Below are 22,638 nucleotides of genomic sequence, written 5' to 3' on the forward strand. Positions count from 1 at the left end.
TCGGATCCGGCCGGGTCATCGTCTGGTGCCCCGACCGGATCCGAGTGATCGGTCTCGGCGGATTCCGACGGGCGTCAACAGACCATTTGCGCCGCTGCCAACTCCACAGGCCCACCGGGCTCAGAATTGGTGTCGTCGCTGATCATGAGGGTGGTTCCGTACCGGTCGTAGTTGCGGAGGCGGTACGCGTCCGTGTCCGACGTGGCGTACCGGCTGGCGGCGTGACTGCGGTGATGTCGCCGGGGAACAGAGCGCCTGGCACCAAATCGAGGGTGGTGACCGGGACCGCGGCCGGCGGAGACAGGTCGAGCACCCAGTCGCCGAAGCGGCGGATGGTGTGGGTGATGTACGGGGAGATCGTGGCCAAGTCGTCGGTGTCGATCGGGTGCCCGTCACCGGCCAGGGCGTTCGCGGCGGCGGTGATGTCGCAGGCGTTGGAGTAGATCACGCAGTTCGCGAGGAGCTCGTTGAACTTGATGATCTTCTCCTGGTAGTCCGGGTCGTTGCGGCCAATCGCCTCGCCGCCGAAGCGCAGCCACGCGGAGAACCCGTGGAACGCCTCGGCCTTGTTGGTGATCGCGGTGATCTGCTCCCGCAGCTGCGCATCGGCGAGGAACCGCAGCAGTGTGATCGTCCTGATGACCCGGCCCAGCTCACGGAACGCCCGGTACAGCCGGTTCTTCCGCGAGTTGTTGCCCAGGCGGCGCAGCAGCGTCACCGACGACAGGCGGCCCTCGCTGATCGAGATCGCGGTGCGCAGCAGGTCCGTCCAGTGCGTCTCGATCAGGCCCCAGTCGATCACGTTGTCGCCGAACAGCGAGTCGATGTGCTCGAACCCGGTGTCCGCGCTGGGCCGGTAGAAGTTCAGGTCCGCCCAGTTGCGGATCCTCGGCAGAAGATCGAACCCGAGCAGCGCCGCGAGCCCGAACACCGGCAGCGACTGGCCCTGGGTGTCGGCGTGGATGGTGTCGGGCTGGATGTCGGAGTCGTTGCGCAGCAACCCTTCGATGATGTAGACGGCCTCCCACACCCCGCACGGGATGAAGTGGGAGAACAGGGCGATGTAGGTGTCGGAGATGTGCCGGTAGGCGATCCCGCCGTAGCCGCCGTAGCGGATGTGGGACTCGGCGAGGATGTTGTTCTCCCAGGTGTCGACCTGCGTGCCGTCCGCGGCGACCACCCGCCCGTCGCCCCACATCCCGGCCACGTCGAGCTTCGCGAACTCGTTGATCACGTCGGTCGAGGCGGCGTCGATCTTGGCGCAGGTGGTGTGCTTGTTCGCCGCGATCGACAGCTCATGGGCGGAGACCTGGTCGCGCATGTGCCGGGCGACCTGCGCCGGGCCCAGCAGGGTGCCGTTGGCGAACACGGTCAGCACGTAGCGGGCCATCGCGTCGCGGATCTTCGGATCCGACCCCGACGCCGGCCCGAAGTGCCGTGTCCACCCGAGCAGATGCGCGGTGCGGGCCAGGATGTCCAGCAGCCCGCGTTCGGGGAGCCGCTGGTGGATCGCGTCCTCCAGCGCGAGCGCGGACGGGCGCCGGTCGACGCCTTTGCGGCGGCGCAGGACCGGGCGGCCGTCCTCGAAGGACAGGTCGGTGTTGTGCGGGAACCCGGCGTCCACCACCGCGGCGATGTCGCCCAAGGCGGCCCGGTAGTGCGCGGTCAGGGCCTGGGGGTCCGAGGGGATCCCGGCCTGGCCGCAGAACTTCCCGGCCAGCGGCAGGCACTCGTCCCAGGACATCAGCTGTGCGTGCAGGTTCGCGAAGGAGTCGGCGCCGACCACGGCGATGTCCCCGGAACGCAGTTCGGAGGCGAGGTAGGAGAACACGCACACCTCCAGGTGGCGGCGCACCAACCTGCCCGGCCGGTCGCGCACCACCAGGATCTTGCGCCACGCCTCGGTGACGAAGTCGATGTCGATCGCCACCGTCACCGCGTCTTCCCCGCGGCCGACGGTCACCTTCTCCGGCACGTACTCGCCGGTGCGGCCCCGGATCGCGCGCAGGAACTCCACCGCGTCGGCCACGCTGTGATCCGCGCTGGTCGGCTCCACGACGAGGGTGTCGAGCAGGGTGAACAGCGCCGAGCGGTGGCTCTTGTAGAACCTCTCCAGCAGCGGCAAGTAGTTGTTGCCGTGGTGCGCCGACACCACCTCGTGCGCCGCCGACAGCCGCTCCACCCCGCCCGCGGCGGCCAGCGTCTTCAGCAGCAACCGCCCGGCCCGCTCGGCCACCACCGCCGCCGGTTCTCCCGGGCCGGTGCCGCTCTCGGCCGATGAGGTGGCTTCCCGGGCACCGGCCAGGACGTCGCCGAACACATCCAGCAGCCGCTCGGACTCGGCGCGGTGGGACTCGTGCAGCTCGGCCAGGCGCTCTTTGCCCTTCTTGTGGATCACCGCCATCCGCTTGCAGAACATCGTCGCGACCTCGTCCCGCACGGTGGTGCGGCACTCGTGGATCAGGCTCGCCAGCAACGTCCACCGCTTCGCCTCGCCGATGTCGCGCAGGTCGCCGACGTCGGTCACCCGCGCCTCCCCGGCGAAGTGCGCGATCTTCGCCGCCGGGATGCCCTCGAGACACCGCTCGGTCGCGCCGAGTTCGTCAAGCGCCTGCAGGTGGGCCAGGCGCAGCTTGAACTTGCCCAGCGACGCCGCCTTCGCCGGCGTCTTGAGCCGGTCGAACTCGCTGCGCCGCGAGGTCGGGTCCAGCCACAGCAGCCGCGCCAGCCTGCGCCGGTCCGCCGCGTCGAGACGGGCCGCGACCATCGCGAACAACGCGGTGTTCGTCTCGGAGCGGATCGCCGAGACCATCTTGTCCAGCGTGGTGAACCCCGGCAGCTCACACCGCGCCCGGACCAGCTCCTCCAACGCGACGTTGATCAGATCGGCCGGATTGTCCTTCGTCGTCACCGCCGCACGGATCGCGTCCTCGGCCACCGCCCGCGCCGCCGAGGGCTGGTAGACCACGCCCATCCTCGAGCGCACGTAATCGCGGTGGCGCCACAACGTCCGGTCCGACTCGTGCACCGCCGCGACATCCGCGGCCAGCCTCAGCGCGGCCCGGACGTGATCGATCACCACCACCGGCACATCCGCCAGCTTCGGGAAATATCCCAGCCGCTGGTAGCACTTGAGCAGCACCACCAGCGCCAGAAAGTTCGACTCGCCCTGGCTCCGCCCCCGAGCCCACTCCACCTCGTCGGCGACCGGCGTGAACGCCTCCGCCAGCTCGCGAACCGACACCACCCGCTTGAACCGCGGATACGCGGTCCGGTCGATCGACGCCACCCAGCACCCCAGAACACCAACGACGTAACGCAGCGCACCCTAGCCAACACCCGCCGCACCCACACCGTGCGGGGGCTGGTGCCCCAGACCGGCACGGCGTACACCGGAACCCGTGGGCGACCACGACGGCACGCCCGAACAGGGCGCGCCCGAACTCTGCGACTACTGCGGCACGGTCATCAGCGACGAGACCGAGCTGTACGCCTTCGTGCCCGACTCCTCAGCCATCCACGCCCACGACCCGCGCCTCGACGGGAAACGCCTGGTCAGCGCCTGCACCCCGAAACACCTGCGAGCGATCACCGAGCAATACCATCAGCGCCCGTTCATCGACGCCGAGCTGTGGGCCGGCCAGGTCCTGCGCGCGGTCAACGCCAACCCCGGCAAACGCATCGACGACGCGCTCCTGACCGAGCTGACCGGCCTCACCGTGGAGCAGATCCACGCCGGAATCACCTGGCACAACGAACGAGCCCGAACCTTCCATCACCGCGGCGACGCCTGACCAGGCCTTACGCGCCTACTTGGCAGGTTTCTCGCGTATCCCGGCGGGCCCCTAGAAGCTGTGCCAGGTGTTGCCCCGCCCGGCGAAGGGTTCGCAGGACTCCGGATCGCGCTCGACCGGTCGGCGGCTTCCGTCCGGGGCGATGTTCCGGCCCTGCTCGATCAGGATCCGCTCGCGGGTGTCGCAGCCTTTCCCCGTTCCGGGCTGCCCGATCCAGTGCTTCCAGTCCTTGCGTTTGTAGTGGACGCCGGTGTCCTCCGGCGCGATCCGGAGGGTGCCGAGCAGTCGGAGAGCCTCCGACGCCGTCGGTGTCCCACTGGGCATGCCCGCGGTCGGCGGCGTGGTCGCGGAGGTGGCGCCGGCGCGGGGTGCCGTGCTGGCTCGCCCCGCGTCGCAGGCCGAGCTCGTCGCGAGCGCGGCGGCCGCGAGGACTCCGGCGCCGATTCGCCGGACGGTGTTCCTGGTGGCCATCGGGCCTCACCTTCTGGTCGATGTCTCACTAAGTGGCTAGCCACTAAGCTAGCGCATGTGATTGCAAGTGGCTAGCCACCATGCGAGGATTCGCGGCATGTCGAGCCAGCACGCGGATCCGCAACTCAACGTCCGCCCGCCGGCCGACGTCACCGAGCAGGCGAAGCGGCTGCTGGAGGAGCGCGGGCGCGAGGTCCGGGGCTTCGTCGTGGCGTGTCTGACCGCCTTCAACGCCGATCCCGACACGTTCCTCACGCAGCTGGACGAGCACTGGCCGCCGGTGAAGCCCCGCGGCCGCCCTCCGAAGGCGCGTCCGGAAGAACCGGTGGATCAGCGAGGCGGGACGGCGCCGCGCTCGGGGTGAGCCGCGCGCAGGTAGCGCATCGCGGTTCCCGAGGAAACGCCGAAGATCCGCATGAGCTGGATCGGGTCGGCGGTGGTGGCGGCCTCGTCCAGGATCCGGTCGAAACGCAGATGCTGCGCCTGAACGCCGACGCGCTGGAAGATCTTGGTGAGGGTGGCCATGGCGATGGTCGGGTCGCCGTGCGCGAAGACGGCGTGCGTGGTGGTCAGCAGGTGCGTGTTGGTGCCGGTCGGCCAGCGGCGCTGGCGTTCGGCCAGCCAGGCCAGCAGCAGCTCCAGGCAGAGTTCGTCGAGGAAGATCGTGTGCGTGCGGTCCCGACGGCGGATGGTGAGTCTGCCGCCGGCGGTGTCGACGTCGCTGAGCAGGATCCCGCGCAGTTCCAGGTTGGTGAGGGCATGAACGGCGACGAGCGCGACGGCGAGCCGGGCCAGGGTCGAATCGGCCCGGTCGATGAGCCCGCGCAGTTGTTCCTCGCGCAGCGGGGTCGGCAGGTTGTCCACCGCGGTGAGGCTGATGGCCCTGGTGGGATCACGGAACACGATCCGTTCCTGTTTGAGTGCCCTGAAAATGCTGCGCAGCGCGGTGCGCCGGGTGTGCGCGGCCGAGCCGGAAACCCTCTTCAGCGCCGTGCGGACGTCGGCGTCGGTGATCTCGCGGAGGCTGTCGTGCTCGGCGGCCCAGCGGGTCAGGATGGGCAGCGCGCTTGACAGATAGTTCTGGATGACCACCCAGGTCCTGGGCCGTCGACGTCGGCGGCCGGCGCCTCACATCACCCGTCCCCAGCAGCGCAGCTCGTCGGCGATGCCGTCGGGTAGCTCGTTGATGCGGGCCTCGACCCAGCGTTGGTGGGCGCTGATGGCGCGGTTCTGTGAGGGGATGAGCAGGTTCCGTTCCGCGAGCAGCGCGACGACGCGCGAACCGGTCGTGCGGAGGCGCCGCGATCGCAGGGCCAGGACGTCTTCTTCCCGGATGGGCGCTTCCGCGCCGAGCCATCCGAGCAGGATCCGCAGCGTGCGCAGGATGGGGTTCATCGTGTCCTCGTGCCAGCCGTGTTCGTTGCCCTGCAAGGCAATCTCATCGACGACCCGTTGCGCGGCCGGGGTGAGGGAGAATCGGTTGGCCTTGTCGGCGACGACCGACCAGTTCCGGGTCAGCGTGACCAGCTCCAGCTGCCGCGGGTCCACCAGGTGCGGCGACGTCGGCGGCGGGGCGGCGCGCCGGTCCCTGCGCAGCTTCCGGGCCTTCCATTTCACCGGCGTGTAGCCGAGTTGCCCTGCCCGCCTGTTCAGGCGCGGCGCGAACGCGCCGCCGAAGGTGAGCTGGACCGACCCGTCCTCGGGCGCGTCCGGGCCGTCGTCGCGCAGGATCACCGTGCAGGCGCGGCAGAACTGGTCTCCGGTGTCGAAATTCAGGACGCCGACGTGCAGCTCACGACGTCCGCAGCGGCCGCAGTCCCCGAGGCCGCGGGTGCGCCGCCACCAACCGCAAGCCCCGCAGACCGTCTCGACGCCCCACGATTCGCACTCGACGCAGGAGCGCGGCCGCGGGGAACGGACGGCCGGGGCTGGGATGGCCTCCTCGGCGGGTTCGAGCAGGCCCGCGCGGCGCAGAACCTCGGTGACCGAGCCGCTCATCGGCGCGGTGGCCAGCCACTCCTGCGGGACACGCGCCAGTCCCTCAGCCGCCGCGGCCGCCAGGGCGAGACCCAGCATCCGCAGGAGCAACGTCTGCCATTGCCGGGTGCGCTTCAGCTCGTCGACAAGGCCGCGCGCGGCCTGCTCGGCTTCGGGAGATCCCGCCACCGCGCGGTCGGTGATCCGGCTGGCCAGCGTCGCGGTGAACACGCGAGGAAGCCGCATCAGCGTCAGCTGTCCCGGCGGCAGTGGCGGGCAAAGGTCACCGTCATCCCCGGTGGCCGGCGACTCGAGCGCGGCCGTGACCCAGGCCGGGATGCGGGGCGGCAGCAGCGCGGACGCCGACGAGCCCCGATTCACCGGGCGGGCGTTCGGCAGCGTGACCCCGGCCAGCAGCAGATAGAGCTGCGTCGGCCGGTGCAGGCGGGGATCAGCGAGCCAGGTCTTGTCCGTGGTGCGGATCGTGATCAGGCAGAGGCGGCATAGCCGGTTGCGGTTGAGCTGTCCTTTGTGGCTGCAACGCCGACATCGCCGCCGGGGCCCGGCGACGTCCTCTTTCCATTCGTAGCAAGGCGGGCAGTAGCCCCGGGCTCGGAGCCGTCCCCAGCCATGACAGCCACGGCACTCTCCGAAGTGGACTCGGGGCATGAACGATCAACCGATCCCGGTGCTCAGTTCGGCGGCAGCGAGTTCCGGCCGCCGGCGCGGCCAGAGCGCGGCGATGGCCGCGCCGAGCCGTCCGAGCGGGAATCGCCGACCGCCTTCAGCTCGCTCTCGGTTCCGGCCATGGGCAGCGGCTCGGCCTGCAGCAGATCGGCAACCGTGCAATCCAGGGCCGCGCAGATCTTGTCGAGCTCGTCCAGCCGCAGGCTGATCGGCTTCCGACCCCAGAGCTGGGCGACCTTGGACAGCGACGGCTCGAAGCCGACTTTCTTGAACGCGGCCAGCAGCTCGGTGGGCCGCCAGATGTCACGCTGCGCGGACACCATGCGCAGGTTCCACTTCATCGCAAACTCCCTTGATCGACCAGCAGCCGCTGAACCGCCCGGCCCGACGCGGCCAGGCTGGCCTTCTCCGGGTCGGCGGCCGCGGTCGCCAGGTAGGTGACCGTCGTGCTCGGCCGGTCATGACCAAGCAATTTCTGCACTTCCCAAAGGCCCATCCCGCGCTCGTAGTTGTGCGTGGCGCAGGCATGTCTGAGCAGGTGCGGATAGATCTCGGTGACCGGGCCGGTCAGATGCTCCCGGCCCGCCGCCCGCAGCGCCCGCCGGAACGTCGACGGCATCACCGCGATCCCGGGATGCTCGACGTTCAGCGCGGCGACCGCCTTCGGGATCCGCTCCGAGGGAAACAGCGGCGCCGTCATGTCGTCTGGATCGCCCACGAACTCGCCGCGGACCTCCTCGACGTACCACCACAACAACTCCCGGCCTTCCTCGAACAGGTAGGCCATCCGCTGCCGCGGCCCGGAACCCCGGGCTCCCTTGCCGTTGACCAGGAACCGGCCCCACTGCCCCGAATCCCAGTGCACGTCCCCGAGCTTCACCCCGCAGAGCTCGGCCGCCCGAACCCCGGAGATGTAGGCGAGCTTGCCCATCACGTAGTCCCGCCGGGCGATCACCGGTTTTCGCGCGGTCGCCAACGATCCCCGCCACCGCGCGAAAAACTCCCGCGTCGCCCGCTGTGAAGGCGGCACCCGAAGTCCGAAATCTCCCCGGTGAATCGGCCGGTTGAACTCGTCGATCGGCGACTCCACCACGACGCCGAACCGGCGCAGCAGCTCCCCTGCGTAGCGCTGCTCCAGGAACGCGAAGTAGTGGTCGATCTTGTTCGACTTCGAGCGCATCGTGCTGCTGGCCCGCTTGCCCGGCCCGGCGAAGTACTGGTCAACCTGCCTCGGCGTCAGCCGCCAGGCGGCCACGCCGAAATGATCACGCAACTCCAGCACCGGCTGGACCAGCTGATCCAGCGTCCCCTGCGCCAGCCCGGCCGCGTCCCTCGCCCACTGATACTCCGCGACCGTGTCGACGAAGAAGTCCTCTTCCTCGTCGGCCGTCGCCGTCGCTGCCCGCTTGCGCTGCAACGTCACCACGTCGGCCAGACCCGGCTCGGCCGCCACCGCGGGCGCCCCGGCGGTCGCCGACTCCGGCGCCGCCGGTCCCACGAGCGACAGCACGCGAGTATCTGAATCCGTCACGATCTGGCAAATTACATCAGTTACTAGCGAAATCGTGTAGTGACTCGCCGAATCGCGTGGGTCTGATTCGCTCTTCGCGGACCTGCCCTGACCTGCGAACAAGGCCAACGGCAGCCCACCAGGAGCTCAACGAACCCGCGCGTACTCCAGTAGGTTGAGGTTGTCGGTCACCAGGCGCAGCTGCGGCCGGGTCAGGTCGTTGGCGAACCGCTCACGCGTGGCCTGGTCCCACGACTTCGCGCCGCTGACCCACGCGTGCGCCAGCGGTACGACGTGGTCCACGTCCACGTCGGACGCTTTCGTCCACGTCTCGCCGTCGTAGGGGCTGCGCCAGGACCCGGACACCGGGGCACATTCCGCGTTGACCTTGACATTCGTACCGTCACGCTTCAGCAGCTCCTCACGAACATCGCACCTGCCGGACACGGTTTTCCAATGCGGGAACTTCCTGGCCCGGTCATAGCCATCCAGAACTCCCCGCACCGCGACCGGTAACTTGCCGAGACGCTTCCGCGCCTCGGCCACTGGCGACCTTCCACCACCGTTGTCACGCATAGCGCGGCCCCCACGCGACTCCAAGGCCCGCTCCGGACAGACACATTGAATGGGGCTTTCCTCGCTTCACACGCGAGGAAAGCCCCTCGGCGGCTGAATCTGATCAGACGTCGGTGCCGGAACTCCTCGTTCTGGCGCCTCGCGCTGTCTCGGCTAGGCCCAAACCAGGATGTCCAGGTCCCATTCGAACGGTTCCCAGTAGCACCGGTAGTTCAGTGCCTTGCGCTGGGCGACCAGTGTCTTGCCGGTGTGTTCACACCCGGCCTTGGTGTTGTATTCGCCGTACCAGCGCCATTTCGTGCCTGCCGCGGTTTGGTCGGACGGTTGTGCGGTCGCTACCCCGGCGGTGCCCGTTACGGCGATGGCCGCCGCGGTGCCCAGCACAAGGGCCAGGTCTCGTATCTTGCTCATTTCTCCTCCTTTTCCCGGCAGGTGTCTTGTGGTCTGCCAGGTGTCTTCGACTGTGCTCCCGCTTCCTTGCGGAGACCTTGACCGACCTGCGGCGACGGCCTGCAAGGTTCGTGCAAGGCGGTTTCCCGACGCTGCCGTCCGCCGGAGACGGAGGGGCAGCTCATGGTGTTCGCACGACGGTCGCTGGCGGTGGTCGCGGTGGCGGTGCTCGTGGTTCGTGGCGCGGGAACGGGCAGCGGCACGCGGTGCTGGCGAGGGTCCGGGGCTGGCGCGACCACGTCGTCGCGCCCTTCCGGACCGACCCGGCGCGTGGAGTTCCCAGTCGACCAGCACCGCGAGGCAGGACCCGTCGCACACTGCGACCACCGTCGCACCGATGGCCGAACTCGACCCCGGGATCGGCAAGGCCGTGCTGGCCGGGTCACTTCCGTAACTGGCCGTCGAGCGGGCGAACATGGACCTGCTGCCGCTGGACTGCGCCAATGCGGCGGGCAACCATGCGCCGATCAAGGCGACCGTGATCAACCGGCGGCGACACCGATCGACGTGCTGCGGAGCTGGGCAGGGGCTGCGGGCGTGCTGCCGCTGGTGGCAACCGCGTGCGACTGAGCTGGGGGGGCGCGAGTCCGGTCGGCACGGAGGAGGGCGGGCCGTACTCGCGTGTTTCGGCTCAGCCGGGTTCGTCGAGGTAGCGCTGCCGTTCGGTGTTGCGCAGTTCCCGGTTCGCGCGCTGGTCGGCGCGCGCGGCCAGCTCTGGCATCCGCTTCGGGGGAAGGCAGACGTCGCACCGCCACACGTCGACGGTGTTGTGGCCGGGGCCTCTGCCGACCGCGACGAGCCCGTCCGCCCCGAGTGCGACGCTCTGCAGCGGGGAGTTGTAGTCGTCGAACAGGATCGGGTCGCGCCAGGACGCCCAGTTCCACAGCCGCAGGTGCTTGTCGTTGCCTACGCTGGCGAGGTACCTGCCGTCCGGGCTGAACGCCACGCCGTACACCAGCCCGTAGTGCCCGCTGAGCTCGGCGACCTGCGTGCCGTCGGCGATTCGCCATACGCGCACGGTGCCGTCGTTGCCCGCACCCGCAACGTGCCCGCCGTCGGCGGTGATCGCCACTGTCCGCATGCCGTCCATCCCGCGCAGAACATGCGGGCGGTCCGGTTCTGCGGCCGGCCATACCTGCACGGTGCCGTCTTCGACGGCGAGCGCGGTGCTGCCGTCGCCGCTGGTCGCGATGTCACGAACGGCGGCGGTGCCTGCCGTCAGCATCGACGGCGGTCCACCGTCGAGCGGCCATCGCCGCACAGTGCCGTCCGCACCCGCGCCGAGCAGGAGCTTCCCGTCGTGGCTGAAGGCCACCGCCCACACCGCTCCCTGGCTCCCGATGAACGTACGGACCAAGCCGCCGCCTGCATGCCACACCAGCACCGCGCCGTCGCGTCCGGCGCCCGCCACGTACTTGCCGTCGGGGCTGAACGCGACCCCTTCGACCGGTCCCTGGTGGCCCCGCAGCAGCACCGGGGCACCGGCGCCGTCCGCGGTGTGCACCAGCACCGTGCCGTCGAGGCCGGAGCTGGCGACAAGCTTGCCATCGGGGCTGAACGCGGTGTCGGTGACGCTGCTGTTGCTCCGGTCGACGCGACCTTCCTGCACGTTCAGTTCCGGCCGCGGCATTGGTTCCCACAGCCGGATCGTGCCGTCGTCGCCCGCGGTGACTGCCAGCCGGTCGTCGGGGGTGAACGCGACGTCCCTGATCGGGCCGCCCTGGCCGCGCAACGTGATGAAGTCGGTGCGGCCGTCGGCACGCAGCACGTGTGTGGTGCGGTCCTGGCCGCCGCTGAGCAGGTACTGCCCGTCGGCGCTGTACGCGACCGCGAGCACCCGGTCCCGGTTGCGGTAGAACTCGGCGATCCGCGTGCCGTCCGCCACCCGCCAGACGTGATCACGCCCATCGGCCCTGCCACCCGCGACCGCCTGTCCGTCCGGCCGGAACGTGAGCGTCTCGACCGGGCTCTGGCCCGCCGCCTGCGCCGTCCGGAATGGACCGCCCTGCTCCCAGACCCAAGCAGAACCGTCCGCTGCGGACCCGGCGAACCGGTGGCGGTCCGGGCTGACCGCGGCGGCGATCAGGCCACCGCGCGGTCCCGGGAAGATGGCAGGCTCGCCGCCATCGACGGGCCAGATGCGCACCGCGCCGTCCTCGCCGATGCTGAGCACCTGCCGCCCGTCCAGGCTGAATACGGTGTCGCTGACACCGTTCTCGTTGCCTCGCAACAGAACCGGTTCGGCTTGGTTGTCCATTCGCAACACTCGCACGACGCCGTCGCCACCGGTGGCGACCACCCGTGTGCCGTCGGGGCTGACCGACACCGACCGGACCCTGCCCAGTTCGCGGGCCAGCACTGTGCCCGGCGCCGGTTCACCGGAAGGCCACACCCGCACCGTGCCGTCGGCACCACCGCTGACCAGCCTGCCGTCAGCGGCGAAGTCCACCGTGGTGACAGTGCCGTCGTGGCCGGTCAACGTGCCCCTGATCCGGGACTTGCACAGCGCCTGTGCGAGCGCGGCCTCGGCCTGCGGTCCCGGCTGAATGCCGTAAGCCCGCCGTGCCAGCAGCAGCGAAAGCTCCGGGTCCAGCGGCAACTGCTCTCGCGAGCCGGCGACCAGGCTGCCCGCGAGCGCCTGGTTCCGCCGTTGCTCAGCCTCGTCGGACTTAACCAGCGCGATCGTGGCTAGCACCAGCAGCACCACCACGGCGGCACTCAACCCGGCGAACGCGATACGGACACGCTTTCGCCTCGCCCGCCGTTCCCGTTCCTGCGCGCGGACGCTCGCGTCACGGAAGGCCCGTTCGAGGTCGTTGAGCGACCCAGTATCCCGTTCCTGCCAGTAGGCAAGGCGTGGTCCCCGGTAGAGCAGGCTTTCGTCGCGCTCGTGGGCCTCCCATTCCAGCGCCGACTCGGTCAGCCTGCGGTGCGCCCGCAAGCTCGCGCGGTCGTCGTCGATCCAATCGCGCAGCCTCGGCCAGCCGCGGATCAGGCATTCGTGCGCGACGGTGACGGTCTCCTCGTCGAGGGTGATCAGGCGCGCCGCGGCAAGTTCGGCGAGCACCGAAGACACCTCGTCGGCGTCATCGCGATCGAGCAGTTCCGAGCGCCGGGCCCGACGCCGGGTGTCCTCGGGACCCTCGCCGGGCACGGTCAACCGAAGGAACACCTCGCGCACGGTCCGGCGGCGGGCGGGGCCAAACGAGGCGTACACGTCCTCGGCGGTCTGCGCGACCGCGCCGCGCACGCCACCGGTCCGCTGATAGTGGCCGACGGTGAGCAGCCCGCCTTCGCAGCGCCGCCAGGTTTCCAGCATGGCATGGGAAACCAGCGGCAACGCCGCAGGCTGGCCAAGTACGTCGGCGAGCACGGTGTCGGCAAGCGCGGGTTCCACGGCGAGTCCCGCCCGCACCGCCGGTTCGACGATCACCGCCCGCAGGTCCTGCTCCGCCATCGGCCCGACGAGCAACTGCTGGTCCCGCAACAGCGCCACCAGCGCCGGGAAGTCCGCGCACGCCGCGTAGAAGTCCGCGCGCACCCCGAGCACCAGCCTGGCAGGTACGGAAACGTTGTCCACCACCGAAAGCAGCGCTTCGACGAACTGTGCGCGCTCGTACTCCTCGCCGCACAGCGTGAACAGCTCCTCGAACTGGTCAACCACGAGCAGGATGCCCGCCGCGTCGCCGTCAGCGGCCCGGCGCACCAGCGTGCCGAGCGCGGACGGGTCGCTGGCGAGGTCGCGGTGCAGTGCCATGGCGGAGCCGTCCACCCACGCGGCGAGTCGCACCGCGAGCGCTTTCAGCGGATGTTCACCAGGGGTGAGCAGGACCGGGGACCAGCCGTCGAAGCCGGGGGCGGCACCGGTGCCGACGCAGGCGATCAGCCCAGCCCGCAGCAGCGAGGACTTGCCGCTGCCCGACGGTCCGAACACGGCAAGGAACCGTTGGTGCGCGAGGCTCTCAAGGAGCTCGTCGACCATCGCCCGCCGCCCGAAAAACCAGGCTGCGTCGTCCTGCTGGAAGGTTTCCAAGCCGCGGTAGGGCGGCCGATCGCCAAGGTCGCCGGCGGCCGGTCGCGGAGCGGGCCGCCCGGCGGGAGGCAGGGACGGGGGCGGTTCGACGGGCGGCTTCGGCCACGGCTGTCCGGGTACCGGGGCGCCGCCAAGCCGTTCGGTGCGCAGGATCCGGAGGTGGAGCTCCTGGAGCGCGGGCCCCGGTTCAACGCCGAGCTCGTCGGCGAGGCGCTCCCGTAGGGTGGCGTAGCGGACAAGCGCTTCGGCCTGCCGTCCCTGCGCCTGCAGGCAGATCATTAGCTGGCCCGCGAGCGGTTCGGCGAGCGGGCTCTCGGCCAGCTCGTGCTCCAAAACGTCACCCGCCTCCGCGTGCCTGCCAAGGCCGATCATGTCCCGGCCCCATTCGGCGCACACGCGGACCCGTTGCCGCAGCAGGCGTTGCCTGACCTCTTCCGGCCACCGGCCGGACAGGTCCTGCAGTGGGACGCCGCCCCACAGGTCAACGGCTTCGCGCAGCAGCCCGACCCGTTCGTCGGTGTCCTCGGCCGCTCGCGCCCGCCGCGTGATCTCCACGAACCGGTGCAGGTCCACCCGGTCGGCGGGCACAATCAGCTGGTAGCCGCCGGACTTCTGGCGCAGCTCCACCTCCGCGCCCACAGTCCGCAGCGCGCCCCGGATCCGGCTGATATAGCTGTACAGCGCGCTGCGCACCTGCGCGGGCGGGTCCTCGCCCCACACCCTGTCGATCAGGGACTCGACCGGCTGCGATCGTCCCGGATCAAGCAGCAGCACCGCGAGCACACAGCGTTGCTTGCTCGCCCCCAGATCCACCTCGCGTTCGCCCGACCACAGCTGCACGGGCCCGAGCACACGGAAATCCATCAAGTCCCTCCCCCGCACGCAGCCTAGACGAAAGGTCACGGAACGCACAAATGTAGGCACTTGCAGTGACCACCGGGTTGACGTAGCGACGTCGGCTCGCCGATGCTTCCCGGTCTGGACCCGCTGGTCACCATGCTCCCCCTGACGCTGCGGCCACGCCTACGTCGACCAGGACACTGCGGTAACCACCTGCTCGCACGTCCTAGACCACGATCAGTACGACATCGGCGACGGCCCTGCATCCGCGCCGCCGACGCGGCCGAATTCGGCAGCGTTCTGTCCGCGCCGCTGGTCGACGGGCACGCCGACGCGGTCAACTGCAACTCCGGCCACCGGCCCAGCACGACCTGATACCACAAGGTCTCCTGGTCGCCATCCCGACGCGAGCCGGTGGCGAGCTCCACCCGCCCGCCACCGCGGCACGGGCAGGGTCAGGCGCCGGCGGTTTCGGGCAACTCGGAATTCCCGCTCCAGTAAACCCGGTGAATATTGCACGTTCGAATATGTGCACTGCGCCAGTAACGGCCGACATAACACCAGTAGGGGATCCGATACCACCCCGACCAGCGACCGCGCGGCAGCTGCTGACCGTGCTCACCCTTCGGCTGCCGAAGCCTTCTCCAGTTCGAGGACGAGCGCGCCTATTTGTTCAGCACGGCCAGCAGCCGTTCGACGGTCCGGCGCCACTGACCGATATGGCTGTTCGTCGGTGCGAGATGGAAGATTGGCTGACGTGAAGGATTCGGGACCGCAGTCGGATCTTCATCGCTATCTGCGGGTAACACGCGAAGGTGTGCTGTGAATGCTCCTTGTCCGCGAGATTCCCGGCCAGATGAACGTGGCGGCGGCCGTCACCGCCGTAGAGCCTGGGCACACATTGTGGACGAGGACATACGGGGTGGCCATTTCGCCGTGGCCGCATGCAAGTCGCCCAAGTGGGCCGCGAGTGTGCTCCGGGCGCTGCAGCTCTTCGCCGAGCACCATCCCGACGAACTGCGCGAGCAGCTGCCTTCACTGAGACCTCATGCAGCACCAGGCCGTCGCAAATGCTCCCGTCTCCGCTATCGAGAGGGCATGCGGGGCGACGACGACCTCCTCGCCGCCGAGTACGTCCTCCTCCCCATCAAGGGTTGTGACATGTGGCAATGACATGTAACACTCCAGGTGAGTCCGCATCCACCTGTTCGGACACTGGGGCACTACTGACACGGGGGCTTCGATGAAATCTCGAACCATGAAGATCATGCTTGCCGCGACACTGACAAGTGTCGGACTGTCCATCGCCATAGTGTCACCGGCGACCGCAGCTCCCCGCTATTGCACTGCATCACAGGAGGGAAACGGGACGAAGGCCTACTGTTACTCATCTGCTTCTGGCACGCAGTATCGGGCAGTAGCCCGCTGCAAGTACCAGACCCCTACCGGCAGCTATGACTATGAGAACTTCTACAGCGGCTGGGCGCGACAGGGAGATCCCGGCAACGCCACCGTGAAGTGCGGCCTCGGATGGAGCTTCCTTGAACCCAACGCCCAAGTGCGCTGACGCGGTGACCGCTTCCCGCAGGTTGCGGTGACGGAAGTGTCGGTGCGAGGTGGCGTGGCGACCCCGCACCGACACCGCAGACAAATGATCGGCGCGCAAATCAGGTCGATTCCGCCCGTTGCACCGGAGTGATGGTCGACCACCACACGAGGCTCCAGTGAAGCAACATTGCCTGCGCCGTCGGCGCCAGGATTTCCTTCTGCACCAGCGATCCCGGCGGCGCTAAAGGATCCCGCAGGAGTCGAGTCCGTACCGCCAGAGGACGCTGTTAGCTGTCCGTCTACTTCTTCCGCGGCGCACGCTTGCGGACCGGCTTCGCCGGTGCCTCCTCTACTGGTTCCGGCTCCACGTCTTCGGCCGGTCCGGCGTTGTCGAACGCTTCGTAGATTTCGTTCGGGATACGCCCGCGGTCGGCGATCGCGTAGCCGTTCACTGACGCCCACGCCCGGACCTGCTGGTTACGCTCACGATCTGTGGGCGTCGTGGCGCGGCTGTGTCCGCCCGTGGATTGGCCGGCCGCGACCCGCAGCTTGCGCCCGCCCGTGCGGGTACCCGCTGCGACGTAGCGCTCCAGCTCATCACGCAGTGCCTGAGCGTTTTCGCCGGAGAGGTCGATCTCGTACTGCACACCGTCGAGCCCGAAGGGCACCGTCTGCGTCGCCGCACCGCCGTCGAGGTCATCGATAATCTCGACACTGACTTTCTGAGCCATCCACACTGCCTTTCACCGCATCGAGCAACGCCCCTACGCGTCACCGAACTCCCCGGAGTTTAACCGCATACCCCACCAGCCTGACGGCAGGACACATCGTTGTCACACAAAGCAAAGCCGGTGATACCAGGGCCTCGAGTCTCGATACCCATTGGCCCGTCATGGGAAACACAGTCGCCGCGCCACCAGGTCAGCTGATCGGCGAAGAATTCTGCCTTCGCGGCTGGCGGGAACCCATCTCGGATCTCCTGCCCGTAGCTGTCCTCTTAGGTGTGGTGGGAGACGTGGGCTCGGTGTGGTTCGGACATGCTTCACATACTGGCTTTCAGTACGTCGATCTCGCAGCCTGGCGCGGCCGGATCGAAGCCGTGCTCGACCAGCCAGCGGATCCCCAGCAGGCTCCGCAACGACCACCACGCGCGGATCACGTCGAGATCGACATCAACGCCGTAGCCGGCGACGACGTCACCGAGGTGTTCGCTGTGGCCGAGCGTCAAGGTGGCGAGATCGAACAGGGCATCTCCTTGGGCTGCCTCGGTCCAGTCGATCACGCCGGTGATCTCGTCACCGTCGACGAACACGTGGCTGACCTGCAGGTCACCGTGCGTGAACACCGGTGTCCACGGCCGAAGCGCGGCCTCGGCGACCTGGCGGTTCCGCGTGACCAGATCGGCGGGGAGGACGCCGTTCGTGAGGAGCCACTCGCATTCGGCGTCGAGTCGCGATACGAACTCACCGGGGCTTCGGCCGGGCCGGGGTGGCTGCGGCGCGTCATGCAGCCTCCGCACGGCGGCACCCGCCGCGATCCAGGCTGACGGCGACGCCGGCGACGGCTCGCCGAGACGGCCGAGCGCCTTACCAGGAAGGGCGGCGAGCGCGAGCACGGGCGGCTTGCGCCACAGGATCTGCGGAGTCGGGATCGGAGCCAGGGCCATCGCCTCGACCTCGATGTCGGTACGCGTCTGATCGGCGTCGATCTTCAGGAACACGTCGCCGGCGCGCAGGGTCGCGCATTCGTGATGGGCGACGACGACTTCGACCTCCATGCCTACCATTGTGGCGGGAAGGGCCACCGACGTCGCCGGAATTTTTGGTTGAGGGTGAAGCCTCGCGCCTTGTGACGTCGCCACCATGTCTGATCAACGGTTTTCGCCCTCGCCCGGTGGCGGACGTCGGTGTCCTGTCCGGAGCAGAAGTCGCTAACCGCGTGGCCACCCCGCGCCGCAGTTGATCTACGACGCTCCAGGCGCGGGAAGTCGGCAGATCCGCGATTCGGCCTTTGCTCAGACCTACCACCTGCGAGTTGCCCAGGACAGCTGCCAGCCCGGACCTGTCGTCAGGCAACGTCCGTTCTAAGGACGCCGGCGCACCACGAATCCTCGGCCGCAGCTGGCTGTTCGGTGCGCTGGACGGGCACGGCCCGGACCGGGACATGATCGACGCGGCCGTGCCGGACCGGCCGGTGTGCCTCGCCGCCGACGACCTGCACTCGACGTGGGTCACTGGATTCATTCGCCGGCTGCTCCTGTTCGGCGATTCCGTGTCAGCCAGGCATGCCGAGTAGTTGAGTGATCTCGTCGGCGGAGTGCCAGCTGGGGTGTTGGTAGAGGTCGAAAACGCGCCCTGTGTGCCCGGTTGGGGTGTGGTCGGTGAGTGCTTGTGCGCCGAGGGCGCGGATGGTGCTCAGTGCCGCATTGAGTGGTAGGGCTCCGGCGGGGGTTGTAGTGAGGGCTGTGACAGTCGGCGCGGTGAGCGCGACGGTGGCCCAGTCGACGGTCGTGAAGGCCTGGAGGGGGATGTGGTCGTCGAGGACGTCGGTCAGTGCCAGGCGGATGCCGGTGTGGCCGACGGGTAGTTCCCGTAGTCGCCGGAGCACGGCGGGTTGTCCGGTGAGGGCTTGGGCGGGAACGGCGAACTGAAGGAGGCCCGGCTGTATGCCGGTGTCAGCAGCGATGGTGGTGAGAGTGTCCAGCAGGGGCTCGTCGTGCACGGTGCTGCCGGGCAGGCTGAGCAGCAGGGCGGGTGCGGTGCCGCGCCCAGCGGACCACGCGACGGTGTCGTGGGCCGCACAGGTGAGGGTGTGCGGGAGTGCCGCGGACAGGAGCCCGGTGTGGTCGGCGAGGTCGGCGATGTCGCACAGGTCGCGGCGGGTCCGGTCGGGACTGAGCCAGTAGGGCCGGGGGCGGACGGCGGCGAGCCGGCCGGTGGTGGTGTGGATGGGCTGGTAGTCCACGTGCAGGGTGCTGGTGTCGAGGGCGGTGGCGAGTTCGGCGAGGAGTTCGAGCCGGTGGTGGTCGTCGTGGTCGGGGTGGTGTGCGGGTGGGTGGGCGTGGATCCAGGGGGCACGGGCGTCGTCGGTGTCGTGCAGGGCGCGGCGGGTGCGGCGCAGGAGGTCGTCGAGGGTGTCGGCGGGGTGGGCTTCGGCGATGCCGATGCGGGGCCGCAGGCGGATCTGGTGCGCGTCGATCCGGACGGGGTCCCGGAGCCAATCGGAGAGTTGTTTGACCAGGTGGATCACGGTGGTCCAATCGGTGAGGTCGTAGAGCAGCACGAGGACGTCGTCGCCGTGGCGGCCGACCAGCTGCCGGTGGCGGACGGGGTCGTGCACGCCGCGGATCCGGGCGTGTAGCTGGCTCAGCAGCCGTGCGCGCAGATCGTGCGGGAGGACGTGGTCGAGGTGTGCCCAGCCGGTCAGGCGGATGGTGAGCAGCGCGGCGGGATCCGGGGTGTCGGCGAGGATCCGGCGGGTCTGCTGGGCGAAGGCGACCTCGGTGAGCAGGCCGGTGGTGGGTTCGATGTCGATGCCGTGTTCCAGTGCCCGCAGGAACGTGATGTTGTTCAGCACGACGGTGACATCGCCGTCCCCACCGTGGTCGTGGTCGCGGCCGATGGTCGCGGTCGCCCACCGCGGCGGCTCCTGGGCGTCGGCGCGGATGCGGAATTCGGTGGTCACCTGAGGAAGATCCGGCAAGTGGTGGTTGTCGCGGGGCAGGGTCGCCAGGGCGCGGCGGAGTTCCTCGGCGTCCTCGTCGTAGAACGCCAGTTCCGTCACCGGCACGCCACGCAGCTGGGCGAGCGGGCGGCCTAGCAGGGTCAGGGCCGCAGTGTTGGCCTCGACGATCCCTCCGTCCTCGTCGAGGCGCAGGATCGCGGTGACCGCGCTGGTGACCGCCGCGCGGAACCGGCGGGCCCGGGTCCCGTCACCGGTCACGGCCAGGCCCAGGTTCAGGACCGCGGAGGTGAGCGCGGTCTGGTCGTCACGGACCCGTTCCTGAAGACCATCGGCGAATCCACTACTGAACTCCCCCACCACCCTGGCTGTCAGCGAGCGGCGGGCACGCGGGGTGAACTCGGCGGCCAGGTCCGACAGCAACGACACACACAGACCAAGGGTGTCGGCGGTGAGCCGGTGACCGTAGGCCAGGTCGTAGCCGATCTCGGCGGGGCTGGACCGCTCCCCTGCCGGTGTCAGCATGTTGCCGGGATCGGGGATCGGGGCGCCGAGAGCAGCCAGGAGCGCGGCGGTCCAGCGGCCGAACAGCCGCTCGGCGTCGGTGCGGTGCAGTGCCAGGCAGGTGCTCGCCGTGAGCGTGCGATACCAGCGGCGCCCGAACTCGACCGCGTCGTCGACGGTCAGCTCCAGTCCGGGCTGCAGCGGGCTGTCTGCCTCCGCCACCGCGGCCGCGATCATCGCCTCCACGTCCGGGTCGCTGATGTCGGGGTCGGCGGTGACATCCCACGTCGCGGTGATCGGCGCCTCGAGCGAATACGCCGCGACCCGCGTGTCCTCGACACCGGCCGGAGGATCGGGTCGGGTGTGCGGGTCGTGGTGGTGGTCGCCGGGCAGGGGCGCCGGTGAGGTCATCGATCCATCCCTTCACGTCGGGTGCCGTTACCTGAATCAGGTGCGTAGATCTCGCGCGTCAGATCCTTCTTCGCGCGGGAGATGTAGGACCTGACCGTCGCGCAGCTGACGCCCAGATACTCGGCGATGTCCTCCAGACGCCATCCCTTGTCCAGGAATGTCAACGTCAAACCGAGATGGCGCGGCAGGCTGCCGAGCGCGTGAACGAACAGCATCCGCTGTCCCGGCCGCAACGGAGTCCAGGACCCCACCGGCGCCGACTGACCTGACGCCGGCTGGGATTCGTCGATCTCCGCGTGGCCGAAGTTCTTGTCGCGCAACGCATCCACAGCCTTGTTCCGCGCCACCCGGTACAACCAGGGCAGTTTCTCACCACGGATCGTGTGCCAGTTCACGTACAACGCGAGCAAGGCCTCGCCCACGACGTTATCGTGATCCACCATCGGAGCGGTCCTGCGGACGAACTGTGTCAGCCCGGCGCGTTTCTCGCTGACGATCATCGAGCACTCCAGGTAATCCTGCTCTGTCCACGGTGGACGTGCCGGCGGGTGAGCCGAGTCGGTCACTCGTCGCCCTGCGCATGCGGAGGTCCCAGCACGACAGTCAGCACGACACCCGGAGCGCTCAGCCCCAGACCCATCACACGCGCGGCGCCGAGGTCGACGCTCAAGCCACGGAGAATGCGGGTCACCGCCCGGGTCTGAATCATCGCGACCCACAACGCCAGCAGCATCGTCGCCGCGCACCACCCTGCTCGGGCCAAGCCTGGCCGGGCATGACCCCAGCCCATCGCGGCGAACGCCGCGATGATCAGCAGCGGTGACCAGTTCGGGGACATCTCGGGGTTTTCCTTTCATCGGGATCTGAGTCGACCGGCCCGCCCGGGGGAAAGCGCGCCGACACCTGTTACTCGGCAAAACCGGCCGTTATTGATCTCGTATCCCTCGAAAGAACGCACACAGCCACGAACGAATGAACACGCCCGCCGAAACGACACGGAATCCGCGCCGCTCCTCACACGGATCAGTGACAGCCTTCGGCCATTCCCGCGACCACGGTGCGCTCGCCGGGCAACCCCCTGCCTGGAGGATGCAACCGGCAACTTGCCGTTGCTAGCCTCAAGATTCGACGAAGGGAGCACATGTGCCGGACGAGAACGCTCCCCCGGCACAGCGTCCCGTCGATCCCGAGAAACCCAGCATCGCCCGCACCAACGACTACTTCCTCGGCGGCTCCTTCAACACCCCCGTCGACCGCGCCTTCGCCGAACGTGTCCTCCAGGCCCTCCCCGCAGCGCGAACGATGGCGGTGGACAACCGCAACTTCCTCCGCCGCGTCGTGACCCACCTCGTCGACACCAGCGTCCGCCAGTTCATCGACCTCGGCTCCGGCATCCCCACCGTCGGCAACGTCCACCAGATCGCCCGCGCGCACGCGTCTGACGCCGCGGTCGTCTACGTCGACAACGACCCCCTGGCCGTCGCGCAGAGCAAGCAGCTGCTCCGCGACGATCCCGCCACCGTCGTCATCGACGCCGACCTACGCCACCCCCGCGACATCCTCGACCACCCAGCCGTGCGCGGCCTGCTCGACTTCACCCAGCCCGTCGCGGTACTCATGATCGGTGTTCTGCACTTCATCCCCGACCACGACCACCCCGGCGACATCCTCGCCGGCTACCGCGACGCACTCCCACCGGGCAGCTACCTCGCCCTATCCCACCTCACCGACGACACTGCACCACCCGAGGTCCAAGCTCAGGTGCGACGCTGTATCGCGGAGTACCACCACAGCGCCAACTCCCTGGTAGCCCGCACTCGTGACACCCTCTCCAGTTGGTTGGAAGGGCTCGAGATAGTCGCGCCGGGCATCACCGTCGCCGCCTCGTGGCGCCCTGACGGCAACGCCCCCACCGGCCACGACCACGACCTCGCCCTCAGCGCTGTGGCCCGACTACCTGACGGTCACCTCGGGTAGCCACCTCGAGCCCGCTTCAGCCAAAACAGGACACCCAGAGGCTGCCAGACCCAAATCGCCGCTTTGCCAACGGTTGCCGAAGGACGGCGCCTAACAAGGCAGGGACGTTCGCAAGCACCAGTCCACCTCTCGAACTGACGCCGGACGGGCCCGCTGCCTTTTCACTCCGCCACTCGACT

18 protein-coding genes and 1 pseudogene are annotated in these 22,638 nt (G+C 69.0%); 5 read left to right on the forward strand and 14 right to left on the reverse strand.

What is annotated here, in order from left to right:
* Nucleotides 1-142: 142 nt before the first annotated feature.
* Nucleotides 143-3,289: a Tn3 family transposase gene (locus tag ACLJO0_RS36970; RefSeq protein WP_410583934.1), complete on the reverse strand. Its 3,147-nt coding sequence runs from the start codon at nt 3,287-3,289 to the stop codon at nt 143-145.
* 112 nt (nt 3,290-3,401) lie between these two features.
* Between ACLJO0_RS36970 and ACLJO0_RS36975 the strand changes: the two genes are divergently transcribed.
* Nucleotides 3,402-3,794, forward strand: a complete 393-nt coding sequence (locus tag ACLJO0_RS36975; protein ID WP_410583936.1) for a hypothetical protein — start codon at nt 3,402-3,404, stop codon at nt 3,792-3,794.
* 51 nt (nt 3,795-3,845) lie between these two features.
* On the opposite strand, the gene ACLJO0_RS36980 is transcribed toward ACLJO0_RS36975, so the two are convergent.
* Nucleotides 3,846-4,265: a hypothetical protein gene (locus tag ACLJO0_RS36980; RefSeq protein WP_410583938.1), complete on the reverse strand. Its 420-nt coding sequence runs from the start codon at nt 4,263-4,265 to the stop codon at nt 3,846-3,848.
* Between the two features lie 97 nt (nt 4,266-4,362).
* Between ACLJO0_RS36980 and ACLJO0_RS36985 the strand changes: the two genes are divergently transcribed.
* Entirely contained in the window at nt 4,363-4,629 is a 267-nt protein-coding gene (locus tag ACLJO0_RS36985; protein ID WP_410583940.1) for a hypothetical protein, read from the forward strand.
* Here ACLJO0_RS36985 and ACLJO0_RS36990 read toward each other — a convergent pair.
* From ACLJO0_RS36990 to ACLJO0_RS37020, 7 genes and pseudogenes are all read right to left on the reverse strand, one after another.
* The gene (locus tag ACLJO0_RS36990; RefSeq protein WP_410583942.1) at nt 4,596-5,357 is read right to left on the reverse strand and encodes a hypothetical protein; all 762 of its coding nucleotides are present in this window, start codon (nt 5,355-5,357) and stop codon (nt 4,596-4,598) included. The genes ACLJO0_RS36985 and ACLJO0_RS36990 overlap by 34 nt on opposite strands.
* Before the next feature lie 36 nt (nt 5,358-5,393).
* On the reverse strand, nt 5,394-6,911 hold the full coding sequence (locus tag ACLJO0_RS36995; RefSeq protein WP_410583944.1) for a hypothetical protein: 1,518 nt from the start codon (nt 6,909-6,911) through the stop codon (nt 5,394-5,396).
* A 23-nt stretch (nt 6,912-6,934) separates the two neighbouring features.
* Nucleotides 6,935-7,270 (reverse strand): helix-turn-helix domain-containing protein, encoded by a 336-nt coding sequence (locus tag ACLJO0_RS37000; RefSeq protein WP_410583946.1) that lies wholly within the window; start codon nt 7,268-7,270, stop codon nt 6,935-6,937.
* Nucleotides 7,267-8,460: a tyrosine-type recombinase/integrase gene (locus tag ACLJO0_RS37005; RefSeq protein ID WP_410583948.1), complete on the reverse strand. Its 1,194-nt coding sequence runs from the start codon at nt 8,458-8,460 to the stop codon at nt 7,267-7,269. The genes ACLJO0_RS37000 and ACLJO0_RS37005 overlap by 4 nt, the downstream gene beginning before the upstream one ends.
* Before the next feature lie 153 nt (nt 8,461-8,613).
* Nucleotides 8,614-9,015, reverse strand: a pseudogene (locus ACLJO0_RS37010) (HNH endonuclease); the annotation flags it as partial.
* 153 nt (nt 9,016-9,168) lie between these two features.
* Nucleotides 9,169-9,426, reverse strand: coding sequence for a hypothetical protein (locus ACLJO0_RS37015; RefSeq protein WP_410583950.1), 258 nt, complete (start codon nt 9,424-9,426; stop codon nt 9,169-9,171).
* Between the two features lie 670 nt (nt 9,427-10,096).
* Nucleotides 10,097-14,362 (reverse strand): BTAD domain-containing putative transcriptional regulator, encoded by a 4,266-nt coding sequence (locus tag ACLJO0_RS37020; RefSeq protein ID WP_410583952.1) that lies wholly within the window; start codon nt 14,360-14,362, stop codon nt 10,097-10,099.
* A gap of 912 nt (nt 14,363-15,274) precedes the next feature.
* Here ACLJO0_RS37020 and ACLJO0_RS37025 point away from each other — a divergent pair.
* Nucleotides 15,275-15,511, forward strand: coding sequence for a hypothetical protein (locus ACLJO0_RS37025; protein WP_410583954.1), 237 nt, complete (start codon nt 15,275-15,277; stop codon nt 15,509-15,511).
* A 674-nt stretch (nt 15,512-16,185) separates the two neighbouring features.
* Here ACLJO0_RS37025 and ACLJO0_RS37030 read toward each other — a convergent pair.
* Both ACLJO0_RS37030 and ACLJO0_RS37035 read right to left on the reverse strand, forming a co-directional pair.
* Nucleotides 16,186-16,617 (reverse strand): histone-like nucleoid-structuring protein Lsr2, encoded by a 432-nt coding sequence (locus tag ACLJO0_RS37030; RefSeq protein ID WP_410583956.1) that lies wholly within the window; start codon nt 16,615-16,617, stop codon nt 16,186-16,188.
* Between the two features lie 311 nt (nt 16,618-16,928).
* Entirely contained in the window at nt 16,929-17,663 is a 735-nt protein-coding gene (locus ACLJO0_RS37035) for a phosphotransferase family protein (RefSeq protein WP_410583958.1), read from the reverse strand.
* Between the two features lie 257 nt (nt 17,664-17,920).
* Here ACLJO0_RS37035 and ACLJO0_RS37040 point away from each other — a divergent pair, with 257 nt between their 5' ends.
* Nucleotides 17,921-18,181: a hypothetical protein gene (locus tag ACLJO0_RS37040; protein ID WP_410583960.1), complete on the forward strand. Its 261-nt coding sequence runs from the start codon at nt 17,921-17,923 to the stop codon at nt 18,179-18,181.
* On the opposite strand, the gene ACLJO0_RS37045 is transcribed toward ACLJO0_RS37040, so the two are convergent.
* The 3 genes from ACLJO0_RS37045 to ACLJO0_RS37055 form a co-directional block, all read right to left on the reverse strand.
* Nucleotides 18,161-20,482 (reverse strand): EAL domain-containing protein, encoded by a 2,322-nt coding sequence (locus ACLJO0_RS37045; protein ID WP_410583962.1) that lies wholly within the window; start codon nt 20,480-20,482, stop codon nt 18,161-18,163. The two genes, ACLJO0_RS37040 and ACLJO0_RS37045, sit on opposite strands and share 21 nt — an antisense overlap.
* On the reverse strand, nt 20,479-20,982 hold the full coding sequence (locus ACLJO0_RS37050) for an RNA polymerase sigma factor (RefSeq protein WP_410583964.1): 504 nt from the start codon (nt 20,980-20,982) through the stop codon (nt 20,479-20,481). The genes ACLJO0_RS37045 and ACLJO0_RS37050 overlap by 4 nt, the downstream gene beginning before the upstream one ends.
* Nucleotides 20,983-21,044: 62 nt before the next feature.
* Nucleotides 21,045-21,320: a hypothetical protein gene (locus ACLJO0_RS37055; RefSeq protein ID WP_410583966.1), complete on the reverse strand. Its 276-nt coding sequence runs from the start codon at nt 21,318-21,320 to the stop codon at nt 21,045-21,047.
* Between the two features lie 305 nt (nt 21,321-21,625).
* Between ACLJO0_RS37055 and ACLJO0_RS37060 the strand changes: the two genes are divergently transcribed.
* Nucleotides 21,626-22,459, forward strand: a complete 834-nt coding sequence (locus ACLJO0_RS37060; protein WP_410583968.1) for an SAM-dependent methyltransferase — start codon at nt 21,626-21,628, stop codon at nt 22,457-22,459.
* The last annotated feature ends 179 nt before the right edge of the window (nt 22,460-22,638 follow it).

The sequence above is a fragment of the Amycolatopsis sp. lyj-108 genome, from assembly GCF_046549005.1.
GTDB lineage: Bacteria > Actinomycetota > Actinomycetes > Mycobacteriales > Pseudonocardiaceae > Amycolatopsis.